Origin of the sequence: Bradyrhizobium sp. UFLA01-814, assembly GCF_046718885.1 — a bacterium.
Classification (GTDB): domain Bacteria; phylum Pseudomonadota; class Alphaproteobacteria; order Rhizobiales; family Xanthobacteraceae; genus Bradyrhizobium; species Bradyrhizobium elkanii.
The window spans coordinates 19,796-36,559 of the sequence record NZ_JAQOSR010000087.1; the positions used below are offsets into that span (position 1 = coordinate 19,796).

At 64.3% G+C, this 16,764-nt stretch carries 17 protein-coding genes; 11 read left to right on the top strand and 6 right to left on the bottom strand.

Going from position 1 to position 16,764, the window contains the following annotated elements; genetic code table 11:
* The first annotated feature begins 580 nt into the window (after positions 1–580).
* Both PMN64_RS24705 and PMN64_RS24710 read left to right on the top strand, forming a co-directional pair.
* Positions 581–1,612 (top strand): MerR family transcriptional regulator, encoded by a 1,032-nt coding sequence (locus PMN64_RS24705; protein WP_411782501.1) that lies wholly within the window; start codon positions 581–583, stop codon positions 1,610–1,612.
* 87 nt (positions 1,613–1,699) lie between these two features.
* Complete coding sequence (locus tag PMN64_RS24710) at positions 1,700–2,695, top strand: LysR family transcriptional regulator (RefSeq protein WP_411782502.1); 996 nt, start codon at positions 1,700–1,702, stop codon at positions 2,693–2,695.
* Between the two features lie 167 nt (positions 2,696–2,862).
* On the opposite strand, the gene PMN64_RS24715 is transcribed toward PMN64_RS24710, so the two are convergent.
* A complete protein-coding gene (locus tag PMN64_RS24715) occupies positions 2,863–3,408 on the bottom strand; it encodes a carboxymuconolactone decarboxylase family protein (RefSeq protein ID WP_411782503.1) in 546 nt (181 codons plus the stop codon).
* Between the two features lie 102 nt (positions 3,409–3,510).
* Between PMN64_RS24715 and PMN64_RS24720 the strand changes: the two genes are divergently transcribed.
* Positions 3,511–3,786, top strand: coding sequence for a winged helix-turn-helix transcriptional regulator (locus PMN64_RS24720; protein ID WP_411782504.1), 276 nt, complete (start codon positions 3,511–3,513; stop codon positions 3,784–3,786).
* 111 nt (positions 3,787–3,897) lie between these two features.
* On the opposite strand, the gene PMN64_RS24725 is transcribed toward PMN64_RS24720, so the two are convergent.
* The gene (locus PMN64_RS24725; protein WP_411782505.1) at positions 3,898–4,110 is read right to left on the bottom strand and encodes a hypothetical protein; all 213 of its coding nucleotides are present in this window, start codon (positions 4,108–4,110) and stop codon (positions 3,898–3,900) included.
* A 451-nt stretch (positions 4,111–4,561) separates the two neighbouring features.
* Here PMN64_RS24725 and PMN64_RS24730 point away from each other — a divergent pair, with 451 nt between their 5' ends.
* Complete coding sequence (locus PMN64_RS24730; RefSeq protein ID WP_057019298.1) at positions 4,562–5,710, top strand: ABC transporter substrate-binding protein; 1,149 nt, start codon at positions 4,562–4,564, stop codon at positions 5,708–5,710.
* A 4-nt stretch (positions 5,711–5,714) separates the two neighbouring features.
* Here PMN64_RS24730 and PMN64_RS24735 read toward each other — a convergent pair whose 3' ends face one another.
* The 4 genes from PMN64_RS24735 to PMN64_RS24750 form a co-directional block, all read right to left on the bottom strand.
* Entirely contained in the window at positions 5,715–6,341 is a 627-nt protein-coding gene (locus PMN64_RS24735; RefSeq protein ID WP_411782506.1) for a class I SAM-dependent methyltransferase, read from the bottom strand.
* A gap of 116 nt (positions 6,342–6,457) precedes the next feature.
* Entirely contained in the window at positions 6,458–7,582 is a 1,125-nt protein-coding gene (locus tag PMN64_RS24740) for a M48 family metallopeptidase (protein ID WP_411782507.1), read from the bottom strand.
* A 4-nt stretch (positions 7,583–7,586) separates the two neighbouring features.
* Positions 7,587–8,738: a DUF898 family protein gene (locus tag PMN64_RS24745; RefSeq protein ID WP_411782512.1), complete on the bottom strand. Its 1,152-nt coding sequence runs from the start codon at positions 8,736–8,738 to the stop codon at positions 7,587–7,589.
* 284 nt (positions 8,739–9,022) lie between these two features.
* Positions 9,023–9,964, bottom strand: a complete 942-nt coding sequence (locus tag PMN64_RS24750; RefSeq protein WP_411782508.1) for a helix-turn-helix transcriptional regulator — start codon at positions 9,962–9,964, stop codon at positions 9,023–9,025.
* An 18-nt stretch (positions 9,965–9,982) separates the two neighbouring features.
* Here PMN64_RS24750 and PMN64_RS24755 point away from each other — a divergent pair, with 18 nt between their 5' ends.
* From PMN64_RS24755 to PMN64_RS24785, 7 genes are all read left to right on the top strand, one after another.
* Complete coding sequence (locus tag PMN64_RS24755) at positions 9,983–10,174, top strand: hypothetical protein (RefSeq protein ID WP_411782509.1); 192 nt, start codon at positions 9,983–9,985, stop codon at positions 10,172–10,174.
* A gap of 105 nt (positions 10,175–10,279) precedes the next feature.
* A complete protein-coding gene (locus tag PMN64_RS24760; protein WP_196238243.1) occupies positions 10,280–10,450 on the top strand; it encodes a hypothetical protein in 171 nt (56 codons plus the stop codon).
* Between the two features lie 107 nt (positions 10,451–10,557).
* Positions 10,558–11,418, top strand: coding sequence for a cyclic nucleotide-binding domain-containing protein (locus PMN64_RS24765; RefSeq protein WP_411782510.1), 861 nt, complete (start codon positions 10,558–10,560; stop codon positions 11,416–11,418).
* Positions 11,384–11,692, top strand: coding sequence for a hypothetical protein (locus PMN64_RS24770; protein ID WP_245288898.1), 309 nt, complete (start codon positions 11,384–11,386; stop codon positions 11,690–11,692). Before PMN64_RS24765 ends, PMN64_RS24770 begins: the two co-directional genes overlap by 35 nt.
* Before the next feature lie 242 nt (positions 11,693–11,934).
* Positions 11,935–13,206 carry a cytochrome P450 gene (locus PMN64_RS24775; RefSeq protein ID WP_028344129.1) on the top strand — a complete coding sequence of 424 codons (1,272 nt, stop codon included), beginning with the start codon at positions 11,935–11,937 and terminating at the stop codon, positions 13,204–13,206.
* Positions 13,207–13,415: 209 nt separating this feature from the next.
* Positions 13,416–14,690, top strand: coding sequence for a cytochrome P450 (locus PMN64_RS24780; protein ID WP_028342474.1), 1,275 nt, complete (start codon positions 13,416–13,418; stop codon positions 14,688–14,690).
* A gap of 101 nt (positions 14,691–14,791) precedes the next feature.
* The gene (locus PMN64_RS24785) at positions 14,792–16,633 is read left to right on the top strand and encodes a methyltransferase domain-containing protein (protein ID WP_411782511.1); all 1,842 of its coding nucleotides are present in this window, start codon (positions 14,792–14,794) and stop codon (positions 16,631–16,633) included.
* The last annotated feature ends 131 nt before the right edge of the window (positions 16,634–16,764 follow it).

Consider the following 16,764-nt stretch of genomic DNA (forward strand, 5'->3'; position numbering starts at 1 on the left):
CATTTGTGGTTATGGGTCCCTGCTTCCGCAGGGACGACACTGGGTCTGTTGCGCCGCTTGCGAAGCATGCATCCGCATTCTCGCGACATGAGCATGCGATCTCCCCAATCGTCGTCCTGGCGAAAGCCAGGACCCATAACCACCGCATTTGATTGTGAACGGGATCGTGGGTCCAGCGTCGCGCAGCAATCAACATTTGTGGTTATGGGTCCCTGCTCCCGTGCGCAATTGCGCACTAGGCAGGGACGACACTGGGTTTGTTGCGCCGCTTGTGAATCATACCTCCGCATTCTCGCGACATGAGCGTGCGATCTCCCCCAATCGTCGTCCCTGCGAAAGCAGGGACCCATACTCCGCGGCAGATGTTGTGGATAGGACTCGTCGTTCCAGCGTCGCACAACGATGAACTTCGGTGGTTATGGGTCCCTGCTCCCGTGCGCAATTGCGCACTAGGCAGGGACGACATCGAGTGTGTTGCGCGAGCGAGGGAGCCGCCCGAGGACGGGTTGCCCCTCCCCGCTTGACCTTGCCCCTGCGGCCGCCTCCATAGAGGCGCGGTCAGACGACGCGAGGTGATTCGATGAATGCTGCTGCCGCCCGTTTCCTCAGCCCGTCCGAAGCTGCAAGGCAGCTCGGCATCTCCGCGAAAGCGCTACGCCTCTACGAAGAGCGCGGCCTGATTGCACCCGGCCGCACGCCGGCGGGATGGCGCGCCTATGGTCCGGCCGAGATGGCGCGCGGCGCCGAGATCGTCGAGCTGCGCGCGCTCGGCCTCAGCGTCGGTGAAGTGGCGCGGATCCTGAACGGCGACGCCGTCGTCCTCGGCCGCGTGCTGGCCGCGCACGAGGCCGCGCTCGAAGCGCGCATCCGCCAATGCGGCGACAGCATCGCCAAACTGCGCCGGCTGCGCGCCGACCTCGGCGGCGGCAAGATGCCCGCGACGGGCGACATCATCGGTGCGGTCCGGACACGGCCGGCGATCGGCGTCGCGTTCGATCTGCCGTGGCCGTGGGGCGGCGAGCGCTTCGAGCTGCGCGACATCAAACGGCTGAACTACATCGTCGGCCCGCTCGGCAGCGGCAAGACGCGCCTCGCACAACGGCTCGCCGAAGCCCTGCCCGGCGCCAGCTTCGTCGGGCTGGACCGCGCCGCCGATGGCGGCGCGGCCGTGCGTGCGCGCCTCGATGCCGACCCGGCGCACAACGCCAGGGTCGCGGCCAGCCTTGCCACCCTGCTGGCCGACGGCGCCGTGGACTCGCCGGCGCTGACCGCCCTGCTCGCGGCGCTCGAGGCCGGCGACGACGCGATCCTCGTGATCGACATGCTCGAGCAAGGGCTCGATGCGGCGAGCCAGGAAGCCGTCATCGCGCATCTGCGCCGCCGCGGACCCGAGGCCCGGCCACTGTTCTTCCTGACCCGCTCCAACGCGATCCTGGATCTCGACGCGGTCGGCGACGATGAAGCGATCATCCTGTGCCCCGCCAATCACAGCCGGCCGATCCGCGTTAGGCCCGTGCCCGGCGCGGCGGGCTATGAAGCGGTCGCGACCTGCCTCGCTTCGCCCGAGGTCCGCGCGCGCACCGAAGGCACGATCGCGTGGCGGCCGTCCTGACTTCTCGCATTGGTTGTATTATAATCGCATGACAATGCACGACGCAGGTCGGATGCGCGCCGGAAAAGTGTGCTATAAGCACGCGCGATGATCGAGCTTCCCCGTACCCAGGCCTTGCGTTGCTTCATCACGGTTGCCCGTGAGGGCACGGTATCGCGCGCAGCGGCGATGCTGAAACTGACCCAGCCCGCGGTCAGCCTGCAACTGAAGGCACTCGAGGAAAGCACCGGGCTGCAGCTGTTCAACCGCACCCCTGCCGGCTTCACCCTGACCGAGGCCGGCGCCGCGCTGCTGCCGCTGGCGCACCGGGCGGTCGCGGCCGCCTCCGATTTCAAGGCGATGGCGGACTCGCTGAACGAGGCACAGCGCGGCACGCTGCGCGTCGGCACCATCCTCGACCCCGAATTCACCCGGCTCGGACCGTTCGTGCGCAGCCTTGCGATGTCCTCGCAGCGCACCGAAGTCTTCCTGCGCCATGGCGTGAGCGACGACGTGCTGGCGCAGATCGGCCGCGGCGAACTCGACGTCGGCTACTATGTCGACGCCACGCCTCAGGACCAGCTCGCCCATCACAGCTTCACCGAACGGACCATCGCCGACGGCCGCTACCAGCTCGCCCCGCTGCTTTGCTACGACTACCGGGTGATCGCACCGATCGCCTGGCGCGACCGGGTGATGGGCAAGGGCTGGGCCGAGCTCGCCGAGCTGCCCTGGCTCGCGACACCGCCGCACTCCGGCCACCGGCGGCTGCTCGACGACATCTTCCGCCCGCTCGGCGCATTGCCGAAGCGGATCGGCTACACCGATCAGGAAGAGGCGATGATCGACTTCGTCGAATCCGGCCTCTGCCTCAGCCTCGCACGCGACAACGTGCTGGCGCCGCGGATGGTGCGGCCGCATCAGTTCGTGGTCGTCGACAAGGTGAAGCTGACCTGCGATCTCTCCTTCGCCAGCCTCGCCGCCCGCCGCCAGGAGCCGGCGATCGCCCACGCCTTCGCAAGCGTGCGCGCGGTGTGGAATATCAAGCCGGCGATCGCCGGCGCCGGTCCGACGCGGACACGGAAGGTCGCAAAGAACGTGTGAGCGGCTCGTCGGCGACGCGCGCTTCGGGAAAGCGGCGCTCTTACCAATCGCTCTCGATCGCGGGCTCGGAGCGGCCGAGCCACAGATCGACTATGGACCAAAACAGCCGTGGATCGAAGCCATCCGTCGCACCGGTTGGGCCGACGCGACGTTCCGTGGCTATCGGTTCAAGGGAAGCGGCGCGCCCAGGTCTCCAGCGGCATCCTTATCGCATTGGTCAGATACGAGACGACCTTGTAACGACCGGCCAGCATCAGAATTTCGATGGCCTGATCGTCGGTGAAGTGCTTCTTCAGCTCCGTCCATGTCGCATCCGAGATGTCGCTCGAAATGTGCAGCTCGTCGCAGGCCGCGATGAGCGCCTTCTCCTGCGGAGACCAGCAATCATCGGCAGCGCCTCCCTTCGCGGTGGAGACGATCTGGTCCTCGGTCAGGCCCGCTTCCGTCCCGAAGACCGCAACGTGGACGCCCCATTCGTATTCCGAGCCAGACAGCGCGGTGACGCGGTCGATCACGATCTCCCGGAGGCGAATGCCTAGGGTCGTTCCGGGGTCCAAAAGGCTTCCCGAGAAGAACATGTGAAAGAGCCGCTCATTCCGCGCGAGTGTCGTGAACAGAACCAGCGGCGGACGTTCGCCGCGGCTCCTAAAATCCAGTTTCTGCTGAACTTTCTCCGGGAACGGTGAGACTGCTGGCGAAATCCTTGCTGACATGGCCTAACTCCGTGCTATGATTTACATAGCATAACTACAGGCCTTGCTATGAAAAAGATAGCACTTAAATCTGTGCGCGGGTCAAAAACCGGGCGCCCCATCATGGTGCTGCTCGATCTGCTCGGTCGCAGGATGGCACTCCGTATCATGTGGGAACTTTCTAAGGCGGTTGGGCCAATGACTTTTCGGGACCTGCAAGACGCGGCCGAGACCAACCCCTCTGTTCTCAATGCGCGCCTGAAGGAGCTTCGAGAAGCGCGTATTATCAGCCATGAGGGAGAAGGCTACGTGTTGACGGAGACCGGACACTCGTTGTCCGCCACCTTGAAGCCGCTTCACAAATGGGCGGGTGCGTGGGCGCAGGTTGCCGACGACTGAGTTTATTAGCGGCCATGGCTCTCGCCGCTTTCCGATTGCCTATGTCAGCAACGGGTCACATCCGCAACGACGACGCGGCATCCGCTTCGGATCACTGTCTGACCTGAGACACTAGGCCGCGACGACCAGCGGTCTCGTCATCTCCGCCATCGTGGGCACCAGCGACGGCGCTTCACAATCCTGCAGAGCGAGCTCGTTGACCAGCTCGCGCAGCCTTGGCGGCAGATCGGCGTAATCGCCGCGCAGGGCATGGCGCAGCCGTTCGCCAATCTCTTCGCAGATGGCGCGCGCGTGCTCGGACGCAATCGGATGAGGCTCAATCATGGACGTGGACCGCTGGCGATGACTGCGCGCCGTCCCACTGCACTTCCGCAACCACGGATCCCGCATGTGCACATGCGATCAAGACGAGGATCCGAACAATGCTGAACATGGTTCGTACTCCCTTTTCCGGTTCTTCAATAACAGCAGGTCGTTGCCGCCCGATTAGGGAAACTGGTTCTCACCGCCTTTAAGGGATTGGTAAACGCGAGGTTCACGACCGGCGGAGCCCGATCAAGAGCTCCGGACGGCGTCGGCCTCGCCATTCCCGTTCGTCGTTTCCGGCACCTCAGCCGATCAGGGCAGAACTCAACCAGGCGTAGGCCTGCCCGACGCCGCCAATGTCCCCAATCAGGGGGACAGACGGATCCGGCGGAATCAATATGATGCGCGAGCGGACGGCGGTCGGTTATCATCGGCCGCAGATAAAAAGAACCTGCTGGGAGGATTTGCAATGAAGCTGGCCATGGCCGGACTGTTGACATTTGCGAGCGCGATCCTGATTGCGCCTGGCGCGCGTGCCGACATCAAGGTCGGCGTCGTGGTGTCCGGATCCGGACCGGGCTCGGCGCTCGGCCAGCCGCAGATGCGCACCATCGCCGCGCTGCCGAAGGAGATCGGCGGCGAGAAGGTCACCTATATCGCGCTCGACGACGAGTCCGACCCGACCAAGGGCACGCAGAACGCGCGGCGCCTCGTGATCCAGGACGGCGTCGATATCCTGATCGGCTCCTCGCTCACCCCGGTGACCATGCCGATGCTCGACGTCGCCGTGGAGAGCAAGACGCCGATCATCTCGCTCGCGGCGGCGACCGCGATCGTGCAGCCGATGGACGACCGCCGCCGCTGGGCATTCAAGGTGGTGCCCAATGACGACCTGATGGCGGCGGCGATCCTGAAATACATCGCCAAGTCCGGCATCAAGACGCTCGGCTATATCGGTGTCTCCGACGGCTATGGCGAAGGCTATTACAAGGAGGTGTCGCGGCTCGCCCCTCAGCTCGGCCTCACCGTGACGACGCATGAGGTCTATGCGCGCGCCGACACCAGCGCGATGGGCCAGGCGCTCAAGGTGATCGCGACCAATCCGGAAGCGGTGTTCATCGCCTCCGCCGGCACGCCGGCGGTGCTGCCGCAGGAGGCGCTGCGCAGCCGCGGCTATGCCGGCAAGATCTTCCAGACCCATGGCGTGGCCTCGGAGGAGTTCATCAAGCTCGGCGGCGCCAATGTCGAGGGCGCGATCTTCACCGGCGAAGCCTTCACCATCGCCGACGATCTGCCGGCGAACGATCCGTTCCGCCAGGTGCGCGACGAGTTCGTGTCGTCCTACGAGAAGGCCAACGGGCAAAAGCCGAACATCTTCGGCGCCCATCTGTGGGACGCCGTCACGCTGTTCAAGCGGGCGGCGGCGAATGCGCTGAAGACCGCAAAGCCCGGCACGGCGGAATTCCGCGCCGCGCTGCGCGACGAACTCGAGCGCGGCAAGGACGTCTACCTGAACAACGGCCTCTCGACGATGAGCCCGACCGACCACAACGGCTATGACGAGCGGTCGGCGTTCCTGATCAAGGTCGAGGGCGGCAAGTTCCGGCTGGTGAAGTAGAACGTCACCTCTTGCGCGCCACGATGTAGGGGCGATGATCGTCGCCCTTCGTTGCATGGTTCTCTGCGGAAACAATCTCGAACCCGCCGGCATTCAAGAACTCGCGCAGTCTCTCGGACGTGAACACGCCGGCATGGGGCGCCATTCCGATCGCGCGCATCGCCGGCAGCACAAGCCGGACCAGCGGGTTCATCTCGCCAACACAGGGCGTCTTGGAAATGAAAACGCCATCTGCCACCAGCAGTGCGTGAATCCGGCAGAGAGTGCCGTGCAGGTCCCGAACCAGATGGAGGTAGTTGAAGCCCAGAATGGCGTCGAATGGTCCAGCAGTGGTATCGGCAGTCGCGACCCGGAACGTCAGACCCCGGATCGGCGTCTTCGCGTGCTTCTCATTGGCGATCGCAATCATCTCCGCCGAAATGTCGGTGGCGAGATAGCTCTCGACGTCGCCCGCGAGCCGGAGCGCCGTGGTGCCGGTCCCGCAACCGAGCTCCAGCACACGATCGCCGGATTTCAACAGTGCGCGGGTGCGGTCCAGCGTGCGCTCATATTCGGCCGGCGCTGCGATCGGCCGCGCGGCATATTTGCGTGCAGCCCGGTCCCAGAAGCGGGCGTCGCTTTCGATGGTCAAGACGGCAAATCCTCCGGGCGCGTGCGGGCTCGGAGACCATGAGCAGTCTGCACCCACCCAGGTCAATTCCGTCAAAATGTCGCGCCAGCCTGCTCCAGTCTCGAAATCCCCCTGCCTCACACCTTGCCCTTGCCCGCCGCGCAGATGCCCTTCAGCGCCTGCCATTCGGCCGATGACAGCAGCGGCGGGCCGTCGGGCCGGCCGGCGGCATCGGCCTTGTCCATGCGCGCGAGGCGGTCCTCGGTCAAGGGATGGCTTGAGACCAGCGAGAGCCCTTTGCCGCCCTCCTTGCCGGTGACGCGGAACATCAGTTCGCCCATCGGCTTGGCCGGACGGCCGAGCTTGTGCATGGTCTCGATCGCGAAGCTGTCGGCATTGGTCTCGGCATCGCGCGAATAGGACGACGTCACCAGCGAGCGCGAGGCGAAGATCAGCGCCCCCGAGCCGGTGACATCGCCGAACAACAGCCCGATCAGGAAAGAGGTGCCGCCATTGTGGATCAATTCGCGCATGCTGTCGCGGTGGCGGAGATGGCCGAGCTCATGCGCCAGGACGCCGGCGATCTCGTCGGGGTTCTCGGCTTTCTCCAGCAGCCCGTCGAACAGATAGACCTTGCCGCCGGGCAGCGCGAAGGCGTTCGGCACCGACGTCGCCAGCACGCCCGACTGCACCGATGTGTCGAAGCCCGCGGACTGCCGCAACTTGCCGACCAGCTTCGCGAAGGCCGCCTGGCCGGCCGGGTTGCCGCAGGGCTTGCCGTCGAACAGCACCTTGACCTGCGCCTCCGCGACATCGCCGATGCGACGCTCGAACGAGTCGGGCACCAGCGGCGTCAGCCGCTCGGCGGCCAGCGGCACGCCGAACAGCACCACCAGCACGATCGACACCGCGGCCGCGAGCGACCAGCCGACGATCGCGGCGACGCCCCTGCGGTTCGGCAGCCCTTCCTCGAGCGCGTCGCAGCGCGCGACGAGCGCGGCGGTCAGCCCGGCATCGCGGATGTCGAGCCGCGCCAGAGGCGGTGCGGTGAGGCAGCTCAGCCGCAACAGGCCGGACGGGCTGTCGGCGCGGCGGATGTCGTGAAACGCCCAGCGCGCGAGCAGCGCGCCGTCCTCCCTGATCTCCAGCGCATCGGACAGTTTGAGCGCGACGATGCGCCGCCGGTTCGACAGGCCGTCGAAGAAGACGCCGCCGGGATTAGGCAGCGCCGCGGAATTGGTCTGGCCGGAATCGGATTCCATGTAGCTAGAAGCCCCCGACGTCGAGGCCGTCGGCAAAGCCTTCGCCGAGCGCATTGGCGAGCTCGCCGCGCGCGGTGACGTTGGCGGCCGCCCCGATATTGTGCACGATGGTCGAGGACAGCACCCGGACCCAGAGATCGCGCATCAGATAGACCCGCAACACCACGTTCAGCGCCAGCGCAAAGGCGAGATAGCCGATGCCGAGCAGCACGATCAGCGGAATGCTCTTGGCGAACGCCTCGGTCCTGAAGAAATCCGCGATCGAGGAGCCGTCCATGCTGGCGACCAGCAGGGTGCAGAGTGCGAGATAGGCCGCGAACAGCAGGCCGAGCAGCACGACCCAGCCGATCACCTTCCAGTACAGGCCGATCAGCGCGCCGCGGCGAAGCGTGGATTCCAGCCTCACTTCGCCGAAGCGGATTCCAGACACCCACCAGCGCCACTCGACCGCCTTGAACGCGGCATAGGCGAACGGGGCGAAGATCGTGCTGTAGAGCGCGAACGGCATCAGGACCCAGAGCCACCAGCCCCGCGCGAAGAACTCCCAGCCGCGGCCCTCGAACGAGCCTTGAAGGTCGCCGTAATAGGAGTGCCGCATCTTGTAGCGTTCGAGCGCCGCCTCGCGCCACGGCAGCGCGAGGCCGAGCGTGATCACGACCAGCACGCCCCAGAGCGAGGCCTTGAGCGCATAGACCCAGCCCGAGCCGCTCATCCAGAAGCGGACGCCGCGCCACACCGTGCGGGTCAGGCGGTAACGCCGCGCGCGATAGATCGCGAACTGGCCGAACAGGTAGAAGAAGGCGACCAGCGGCAGCGAGGCGAACGCCTTGAAATGCTCCGCCTCGATGCCGATCAGGAAATAGCCGAGATAGATCGGCACCAGGATCGCGAGCGCGACCAGGAAGCCGATCAGGAGCTCCTTGCCGCGGCCGGTATATTCCGGCGCGTCCCCATCGATCTGGCTGTTCGACCACAGGTGACGGCGGATGTCGGTGGTGAGCCAGAACCGGTAGAAGCCGACCGTGACCAACTCGAGCCCGGCGCCGCGCGCGACCAGGCGGAAGAACTCCTTCCGGTTCCCTGAGAACGCCACCGGCATCGGCGGCGGGGCCGGTTGCGGCGGCGGCTGCGGCGGCCCCAGCGGGGTCCAGCTCATGTCGTTCACGGGATGGCTCCTGGGCGGGACAATCTCTAGGTTATCAAAAGCACAGATTTGTCGTCGCGAGTGTGATCCAGGTTTCACACAAGGTCGAGAGCCGAGGAGGTTTTTTGGTAGGGTGCGGTTGGCTTTGCCTTAACGAGATTGCCGGAAACAGCGTGTCCGCACTCCGGGAAACCCGGCGCGGTTCACTTTCTGAGATGGTCCTCCGGGATGGCCAGGATTGCTCTTCTCGCCGAAACGCGCCGCGTCTTGCCACATGAGACTGCGACCGCAGGTCGCTATCGCAGCTTGCCGAGCCACAGCGCGGTGAGCGCCGAGCGATTGCGCACGCCGAACTTGGCGTAGATCGACTTGACGTGGAAATGCGTGGTGTTCGGACTTTGGTCGAGCCTCTGCGCGATCTGCTTTTCCGTGTGCCCGTCGAGCAGTGCGAGCAGCACCCTGCGTTCAGCAGGTGTCAGGGCTGCATTGGCGATGAGCAGGCCGTGGCTGAGCAGTTGCTGACGGTGAAACCATCTCAACCCGCGCATCACGAAGCCCAGACGCTGGCCGTCCTGCGCCGAGAAGCGAGGGGCCTCCGCATCGCGAAACACGAACAGGCGAATCCTCACGTCGTCATTGAGCGCAATGCGCACGGAAATGCTGTCGGCGAAGCCGACGTCCAAATAGTGCCGCCGATAGTGCTCGCCCTCGAACCATTCCGGCGGCAGCACTTCGAACAACAGGCGGACGCGGAACGGCTCATCTCCCGACATGGAAAGGATCTGAGACAGGTCGACGTCGCGGGACCAGAGCGTATCGAACTGCTTCTGCACGGATGCTGCCACCGCCGGTATCGGGTCCAGCACCCGGACCAGGCGCGGACGCCAACCGAGCAAGGGATCGGCCCGCTTCGGCGAAGGCAATCGCACGACAACACCCCATAGCACATTGCGTGCCGACAACATGGTACGCAGTGCGGCTAGCAGATGTGTCAGTGCGGCGTCGCCGTCGCCGACGGAGAACTCGGCCAGCCGATCCCAGAGTGCATAGACATCTTGATTCTGCGGATTGGTGGAATCCGTGGATAGATACATGTCCCCCCCGAAACAAGTGCGCAGGTCACCGACCTTCGAGCAAGCATAGGAGACACCGGACCACCTTTCTAGGTAGTTCCCAGGCGCATCACGTGGCGCGATATTCAGTGCGGGTGTTGGGAAGACTGGCCTTCTCACCGTCACGATATTCGGAGATTAACGATGCGCACAGCAACGGGCGCGCGCCGGCTTGACACGCCCGACGACGACCGGACGGAGCGGTGGTGGCGTCTCGGCTTTTTCATCGCCCTATCGTGCGCCGTTTTGATTGCACTCGCGGGGTTCGCGCAGGAGCAAACTGCTGAAGCGTTGATCCGACCCACTGGCCCGCTGCCGGCGATCAACATTCCCTGATCGAGGCGCTGTTGGCGCACCATTTGCCTGGAGCCGAGATTTCATTTGCATTGGAAGCACGACGCTCGCTAGCGCCCAGTCATTAGCCAACTCCTGGAGATCATCATGCGCGCCGTTGCAATTGCTGCGATTGCAAACGCTTTTGTCCGCGTATTCCCCGCATCGTCATTGCAAGCAAACGTCCTCAAGCAGACCGCGATGCTCTGTGGAGCGGCCCTCTTGGTGTGGCTGCTGTTGGTGACTTATGGGCTGGATCTCAGTGCCGGATTCTTCTAGCCGATCAGCATCCAATTTTTGCGTTTGCTTCGGTATCCAGCCCCCTTGAGCCACATGTGCAGGGGTCGTCGCGCTCTTCAGGGGCAAGTTCATAGAAGGACGCGAAAATGCCCTGCTCAGACGTTTTGCTCTGCGGCTCGAAGTCCTGGGTTGAAGCTGCCGGCTATCTCGCATCGCTTCTCGTCCTCGCCACGTTTTGCATGAAGACGATGCTCCCGCTCAGGATCGCGGCCATCTTGAGCAATGTCGCGTTCATCGCATACGCGTTCTTCGACGGCTTGTATCCAATCCTCATCCTTCACTCGGTTCTGCTGCCTCTTAACGTCATCCGAACAGTCCAAATGCTCCGCCTCAGGCGAATTGTGGAGCAGGCATCCAAGGGCGAGTTCACAACCGAACCGCTATGTCCGTTCATGAAATCCGCGACGTGGAAGGCCGGGGAGATCATTTTCAGGCAAGGCGATTACGCCGATCGCATCTATCTGCTTGCAAAGGGAAGCGTACGCCTGAATGAAATCGATCTCGTTCTAGGGGCGGGAGAGCTGTTCGGGGAAATTGGCGTTTTCTCGACGGCACATGAGCGCACCCAGACGGCCCAGGCAATTTCCGATGTCGAGCTGCTCTGGCTCACCGAGGGCGAGCTCGCCCAGGTGTGCCATGCGGATCCTGCCCTGGCTTTCCACTTCCTGAAGCTGTCGATCAACCGCCTGCTGGCCAACACGGGACGCCAGCCGGGTCGTTCCTTCGTGGTCCCAACACCCCCGGCCGGCGAGAACGAGCTTCGAACCTCAACGAGGGAAATACATACTTACCGATCAGGTGATGGAACGACCAGCAAGGACGCCGCCGCAAGCGAGGACAGGTGCGATGAACAGATGGCTCTTGTCGGCATGCCTTCTGGCGCTCACGGCAGCTCCGGCTGCTGCCGTCGACGTGCGGCTGGATTCCTATCGCAATCCGAAAAATGAGAACTTTCGCATCTTCAATCATATGTACCTGGACGGCGTCAGGGGCGGCCTGATGGCTTCCAATGCCTGGCTGAAACGGCATGGCGGCCAATTGTTGTTCTGCATGCCCGACGACCTCGCACTGAGCAGCGAGCAGACCGAAGAGATCATGCTGAAGTCCGCCGACAAGCGGTCGGCGAAAGGCGAGATGGTGATCGCCCTCCTGCTGCTGTGGGGGATGCAGGACACCTACCCCTGCGAAAAATCCGCCGGCGAGAAGACCGGCAGTCAATAAACGGCGCCCGCGCCGTTCGCACGCCGCCGCCCGACCAAATCAAACGCCGTTTCAAACGGGCGTGGTCGCCGCCGCGGCCCCTTCACCACCGGAAAAGCCCGGATTCGGCCGCTTTGGTCTGACATCAATGCGGCCAAATGCGCGTCGAGAGCCCTTGCGCAAACCGCCGAATGGGAATGTAATTCGGTAAAACATGCCGAGCCGGCCATGCCCCGGCAGCTCAAACGGTTGAGGAGCCGCTCATGCACGGGACCATCGATCTCGTCGACAACACGAATCTGGAGGCCGCACGCGAACGCGCCAATTCGCTTGCGCTTTCGGACTACGATCCCGGCAATCCCGAGCTGTTCAAGACCGATACCTTCTGGCCGTATTTCGACCGGCTGCGCCGCGAGGATCCGGTGCACTACTGCAAGGACTCGATGTTCGGTCCGTACTGGTCGATCACCCGCTACAACGACATCATGGACATCGAGACCAACCATTCGGTGTTCTCCTCGGCCGCCTCGCTCGGCGGCATCACCATCCGCGACGTGCCGCCGGATCTGCGCCGCGAAAGCTTCATCGCGATGGACCAGCCACGCCATTCCGCGCAGCGCAAGACCGTGGCGCCGATGTTCACGCCGACCCATCTTGACGAGCTCGCCACCAACATCCGCAAGCGCTCGACCGAGTGCCTCGACAATCTGCCGCGCGGCGAGGTGTTCGACTGGGTCGACAAGGTCTCGATCGAACTGACGACCCAGATGCTCGCGGTGCTGTTCGACTTCCCCTGGGAAGACCGCCGCAAGCTGACGCGCTGGTCCGACGTCGCGACGACCCTGCCCGGCGCCGGCGGCCTCGTCGCCACCGAAGACGAGCGGCAGGCCGAGCTGATGGAATGCGCGAGCTATTTCGCAAGGCTGTGGAAGGAGCGCGCGAGCCAGCCGCCGAAGAGCGATCTGCTCTCGATGATGGCGCACAGCGACGCCACGCGGAACATGGACCCGAAGAACTTCCTCGGCAATCTGATCCTGCTGATCGTCGGCGGCAACGACACCACGCGCAACACGCTGTCCGGCAGCATCTATGCGCTGAGCAAGCATCCGGAGCAGTACCGCAAGCTGCGGGAGAACCCGGCGCTGATCGACAGCTTCGTGCCCGAGGTGATCCGCTGGCAGACGCCGCTCGCCCATATGCGGCGCACCGCGCTCGCCGACTACGAGTTCCGCGGACGCCAGATCAAGAAGGGCGACAAGGTGGTGATGTGGTACGTCTCGGGCAACCGCGACGAGGAAGCGATCGAGAAGCCCTACGAGTTCCTGATCGACCGCGCCCGGCCGCGCACCCACATCTCGTTCGGCTTCGGCATCCACCGCTGCGTCGGCCTGCGGCTTGCCGAGCTGCAGCTCAAGATCATCTGGGAGGAGATCCTCAAGCGCTTCGACACCATCGAGGTGGTGGACGAGCCGCAGCGGGTGTATTCCAGCTTCATCAAAGGCTACGAGACGCTGCCAGTGCGCATCGCCGCCTGACGCGTAACGAAAACAGCAAGTTGAGTTTGAACTGCGACCACGACGAGGCTGCGCCCCCTCTCCCGCTTGCGGGGGAGGGCTGGGGTGGGGGTGCCACCGCAGAGGTAGTCTTCCCGTGGAGAGAGCCCCCACCCGGATCGCATCATTCGATGCGATCCGACCTCCCCCACAAGCGGGAGAGGTAGGAACTGCCGCCGGAGCGAATGAAGATGAACGTCCAGACCGCCATCCGTGCCGACCGGGCCGAGCAGCTGCGCCAGGCCCGCGAGGAAGCCTATTCGACACCGCTCAGGGATTTTCATCCCGGCGCGCCAAGACTGTTCCAGAACGACACGCTGTGGCCGTGGTTCGAGCGGCTGCGCAAGGAAGAGCCGGTGCACTACTGCACCAATGCGCCGATCGAACCCTATTGGTCTGTCGTGAAGTACAACGACATCATGCATGTCGACACCAGCCACGGCATCTTCTCCTCGGACTCCACGCTCGGCGGCATCTCGATCCGCGACGTGCCGCCCGGCTACGACTATCCGAGCTTCATCGCGATGGACCAGCCGAGGCACGCCCATCAGCGCAAGACCGTGTCGCCGATGTTCACCCCCACGCATCTCGACGAGCTGGCAAAGCTGATCCGGCAGCGTTCGGCCAGCGTGCTCGACAATTTGCCGCGCAACGAGACCTTCAATTTCGTCGAGCGCGTTTCGATCGAATTGACCACCCAGATGCTGGCGACGCTGTTCGACTTCCCCTGGGAGGAGCGGCGCAAGCTGACGCGCTGGTCCGACGTCTCCACCGCGCTGCCGAAGAGCGGCATCGTCGAGTCGCCGGAGCAGCGGCGGCAGGAGATGGACGAGTGCTACGCCTATTTCTCGAAGCTCTGGAACGAGCGCGTCAACTCGGCGCCGCGCAACGACTTGCTGTCGATGATGGCGCACAGCGACGCCACGCGGCACATGGACCCCGACAATCTGATGGGCAACATCATCCTGCTCATCGTCGGCGGCAACGACACCACGCGCAACACCATGAGCGGCTCGGTGCTGGCGCTGCACGAGCATCCCGACCAGTTCCAGAAACTGAAGGAGAACCCCGCGCTGATCGACACCATGGTGCCGGAGGTGATCCGCTGGCAGACGCCGCTGGCGCATATGCGGCGCACCGCCCTTCAGGACACCGAGATCGGCGGCAAGACGATCAGGAAGGGCGACCGCGTCGTGATGTGGTACGTCTCCGGCAACCGCGACGACGAGGTGATCGACCGCCCGAACGAGTTCATCATCGACCGCCCCCGGCCGCGCATCCACCTGTCGTTCGGCTTCGGCATCCATCGCTGCGTCGGCATGCGGCTCGCCGAGCTGCAGCTTCGGATCGTCTGGGAAGAGATGCTGAAGCGCTTCGACCGCATCGAGGTGGTCGGAGAGCCGAAGCGGGTCTATTCCAGCTTCGTCCGCGGCATCGAGAACCTGCCGGTGCGGATCCCGGGCTGAAGCCTAGATTGTCCTTGGCCACAAGCGCGATCGGCCCTATGTCTTTGCCGGGCGTAGGGGTTGATGCACCGCGTCTTGCAGTTTGGGCCAGTTGACGGAACATGAACCGAAAAGAACGGCGTGCGGCTGGTAAGCGACGGGATGAGTCCGCCAAGAACGCACCAGCCTTCGCCTCTGCAGGCGTCAGCATTGCCGATCTCGCCGCCGAGGCCAGCCGCTTCTACGGGATGCGCCGCTTCAACGAGGCGCAGGAGATCTGCCGGCAGATTCTCGCGCGCGAGCCTGGCCATGTGCAGAGCCTGAATCTCCTCGGCCTGATGGCGCAGGCGTCCGGCGATCACCGGGCCGCTGCGAAGATGTTCACGAAGGCGATTGCTTCCGACGAGGTGAACGCCGCCTGCCATTACAACGCCGGCAATTCGTACCAGGCGCTGGGCAATCGCAGCAAGGCGGCCGCGCATTTCAGCAAGGCGCTGGCGCTCGGCATGGATGCGAAGGCCGTCGGCTTCATCCTGCAAAGTCCTGTCGTCACCAGCTATGTCGGGCGGATTGCAAGCAAGTGGCCGCTGCCGGTGACAAGCGCCGAGTTGTTCGGCAGCGAGGGCATCGCACCGCTTGCGCGCGACCTGTTCCTGCGCTCGGCGATGGAAGCGACGACGCTGGCAAGCATGCAGCTCGAGGTGCTGCTCGGATATGCGCGGGCCGAGCTGCTGCGGCTCGCGAGCAAGCCGGATCAGGATGAAGTCGACGACGACGTCGTGGCCTTTGCCTGCGCGCTCGCCCGGCAGTGCTTCATCAACGAATATGTCTATGCGCAGACCGAGGCGGAAAGCGAAGGTGCCGGCGCGCTGCGCGATCGATTGCTGCAGGACCTGGCATCAGGCACCGTGATCTCGCCGCTCACGCTGGCCATCGTAGCCGCCTACTTCCCGCTTCATGCCCTGCCCGCCGCGGACGCACTGCTGCGCCGGGATTGGCCCACGGCCGTCGCCGGCCTGTTGCGGGTGCAGCTTCGCGAACCCCGCGAGGAGATGGCCGACCGCACCGCCGTTGCGACGCTCACACCGATCAAGAACAGCGTGTCGGTCGACGTGATGCGCCAATACGAGGAAAATCCCTATCCGCGCTGGACCGTAAACCCGCTGACGGCATTCGCCGCCGATCGGGCGCGGGGACGAACCGTCGCGACCGCGGAGCAACAAGCCGAACGGGATATCCTGATCGCGGGTTGCGGCACCGGCTCGCACGCGATCCAGATCGCGCAGGTCTATCCCAATGCCCGCTTGCTCGCCGTCGACATCAGCATGACCAGCCTCGCCTATGCGCGCCGCAAGACGCGGGAGCTCGGCTTGCGAAACATTAACTATGCGCAGGCGGACATCCTGGAATTGGGCTCGATCGGCCGCAGCTTCGACAGCATCGAGTCGGTCGGCGTGCTGCATCATCTTGCCAAACCCTTGGCCGGCTGGCGCGTGCTGGTTTCGCTGCTGCGGCCGGGCGGCACGATGCGCATCGGGCTCTACAGCAGTCTGGCGCGCCGCGTCATCGTCGAGGCCCGCGATCGCATCGCGGCGCGCAATTATCGCGCCACCGCCTACGACATCAAACGCTGCCGGCAGGACATCTTCCGCGAAGCCGACAAATGGAAACCGCTGATCGGCGCCAAGGATTTCTACAGCATGAGCGGCTGCCGCGATCTGCTGTTCAACGTCATGGAACATCGGCTCACGATTCCCGAGATCGCGACATTCCTCAGCGAACACGGCCTGACGTTCGAGGGATTCGAGCCGTTTGACGATCCGGCGGTGCTCGAACAATTCCGCAAGAAGTTTCAGGGCACGGCCGACGAGACCAATCTCGATCAGTGGCACCGCTTCGAGGTCGATCACCCCGAGACGTTCTGGGACATGTACGTTTTCATGGCGGGCAAGAGCGCGCGCTGACGGCAAGCTGCTAGCGCATGATAACGTTGGGCCGAACTGGCGACGGCGCATGAACTGCGCTCCCTCTCCCGCTTGCGGGGGAGGGCTGGGGCTGTCTCTTATACACATCTGACGCTGCCGACGACCATGGT

What these genes read in the sequence shown, in the direction of transcription:
- PMN64_RS24760 (WP_196238243.1), top strand. Translation starts at nt 10,280, where the DNA reads ATGCGCGCCGTTGCAATTGCTGCGATTGCAAACGCTTTTGTCCGCGTA.
- PMN64_RS24740 (WP_411782507.1), bottom strand. Translation starts at nt 7,582, where the DNA reads ATGGAATCCGATTCCGGCCAGACCAATTCCGCGGCGCTGCCTAATCCC.
- PMN64_RS24780 (WP_028342474.1), top strand. Translation starts at nt 13,416, where the DNA reads ATGAACGTCCAGACCGCCATCCGTGCCGACCGGGCCGAGCAGCTGCGC.
- PMN64_RS24725 (WP_411782505.1), bottom strand. Translation starts at nt 4,110, where the DNA reads ATGATTGAGCCTCATCCGATTGCGTCCGAGCACGCGCGCGCCATCTGC.
- PMN64_RS24775 (WP_028344129.1), top strand. Translation starts at nt 11,935, where the DNA reads ATGCACGGGACCATCGATCTCGTCGACAACACGAATCTGGAGGCCGCA.
- PMN64_RS24765 (WP_411782510.1), top strand. Translation starts at nt 10,558, where the DNA reads ATGCCCTGCTCAGACGTTTTGCTCTGCGGCTCGAAGTCCTGGGTTGAA.
- PMN64_RS24715 (WP_411782503.1), bottom strand. Translation starts at nt 3,408, where the DNA reads ATGTCAGCAAGGATTTCGCCAGCAGTCTCACCGTTCCCGGAGAAAGTT.
- PMN64_RS24720 (WP_411782504.1), top strand. Translation starts at nt 3,511, where the DNA reads ATGGTGCTGCTCGATCTGCTCGGTCGCAGGATGGCACTCCGTATCATG.
- PMN64_RS24785 (WP_411782511.1), top strand. Translation starts at nt 14,792, where the DNA reads ATGAACCGAAAAGAACGGCGTGCGGCTGGTAAGCGACGGGATGAGTCC.
- PMN64_RS24705 (WP_411782501.1), top strand. Translation starts at nt 581, where the DNA reads ATGAATGCTGCTGCCGCCCGTTTCCTCAGCCCGTCCGAAGCTGCAAGG.
- PMN64_RS24710 (WP_411782502.1), top strand. Translation starts at nt 1,700, where the DNA reads ATGATCGAGCTTCCCCGTACCCAGGCCTTGCGTTGCTTCATCACGGTT.
- PMN64_RS24745 (WP_411782512.1), bottom strand. Translation starts at nt 8,738, where the DNA reads ATGAGCTGGACCCCGCTGGGGCCGCCGCAGCCGCCGCCGCAACCGGCC.
- PMN64_RS24755 (WP_411782509.1), top strand. Translation starts at nt 9,983, where the DNA reads ATGCGCACAGCAACGGGCGCGCGCCGGCTTGACACGCCCGACGACGAC.
- PMN64_RS24730 (WP_057019298.1), top strand. Translation starts at nt 4,562, where the DNA reads ATGAAGCTGGCCATGGCCGGACTGTTGACATTTGCGAGCGCGATCCTG.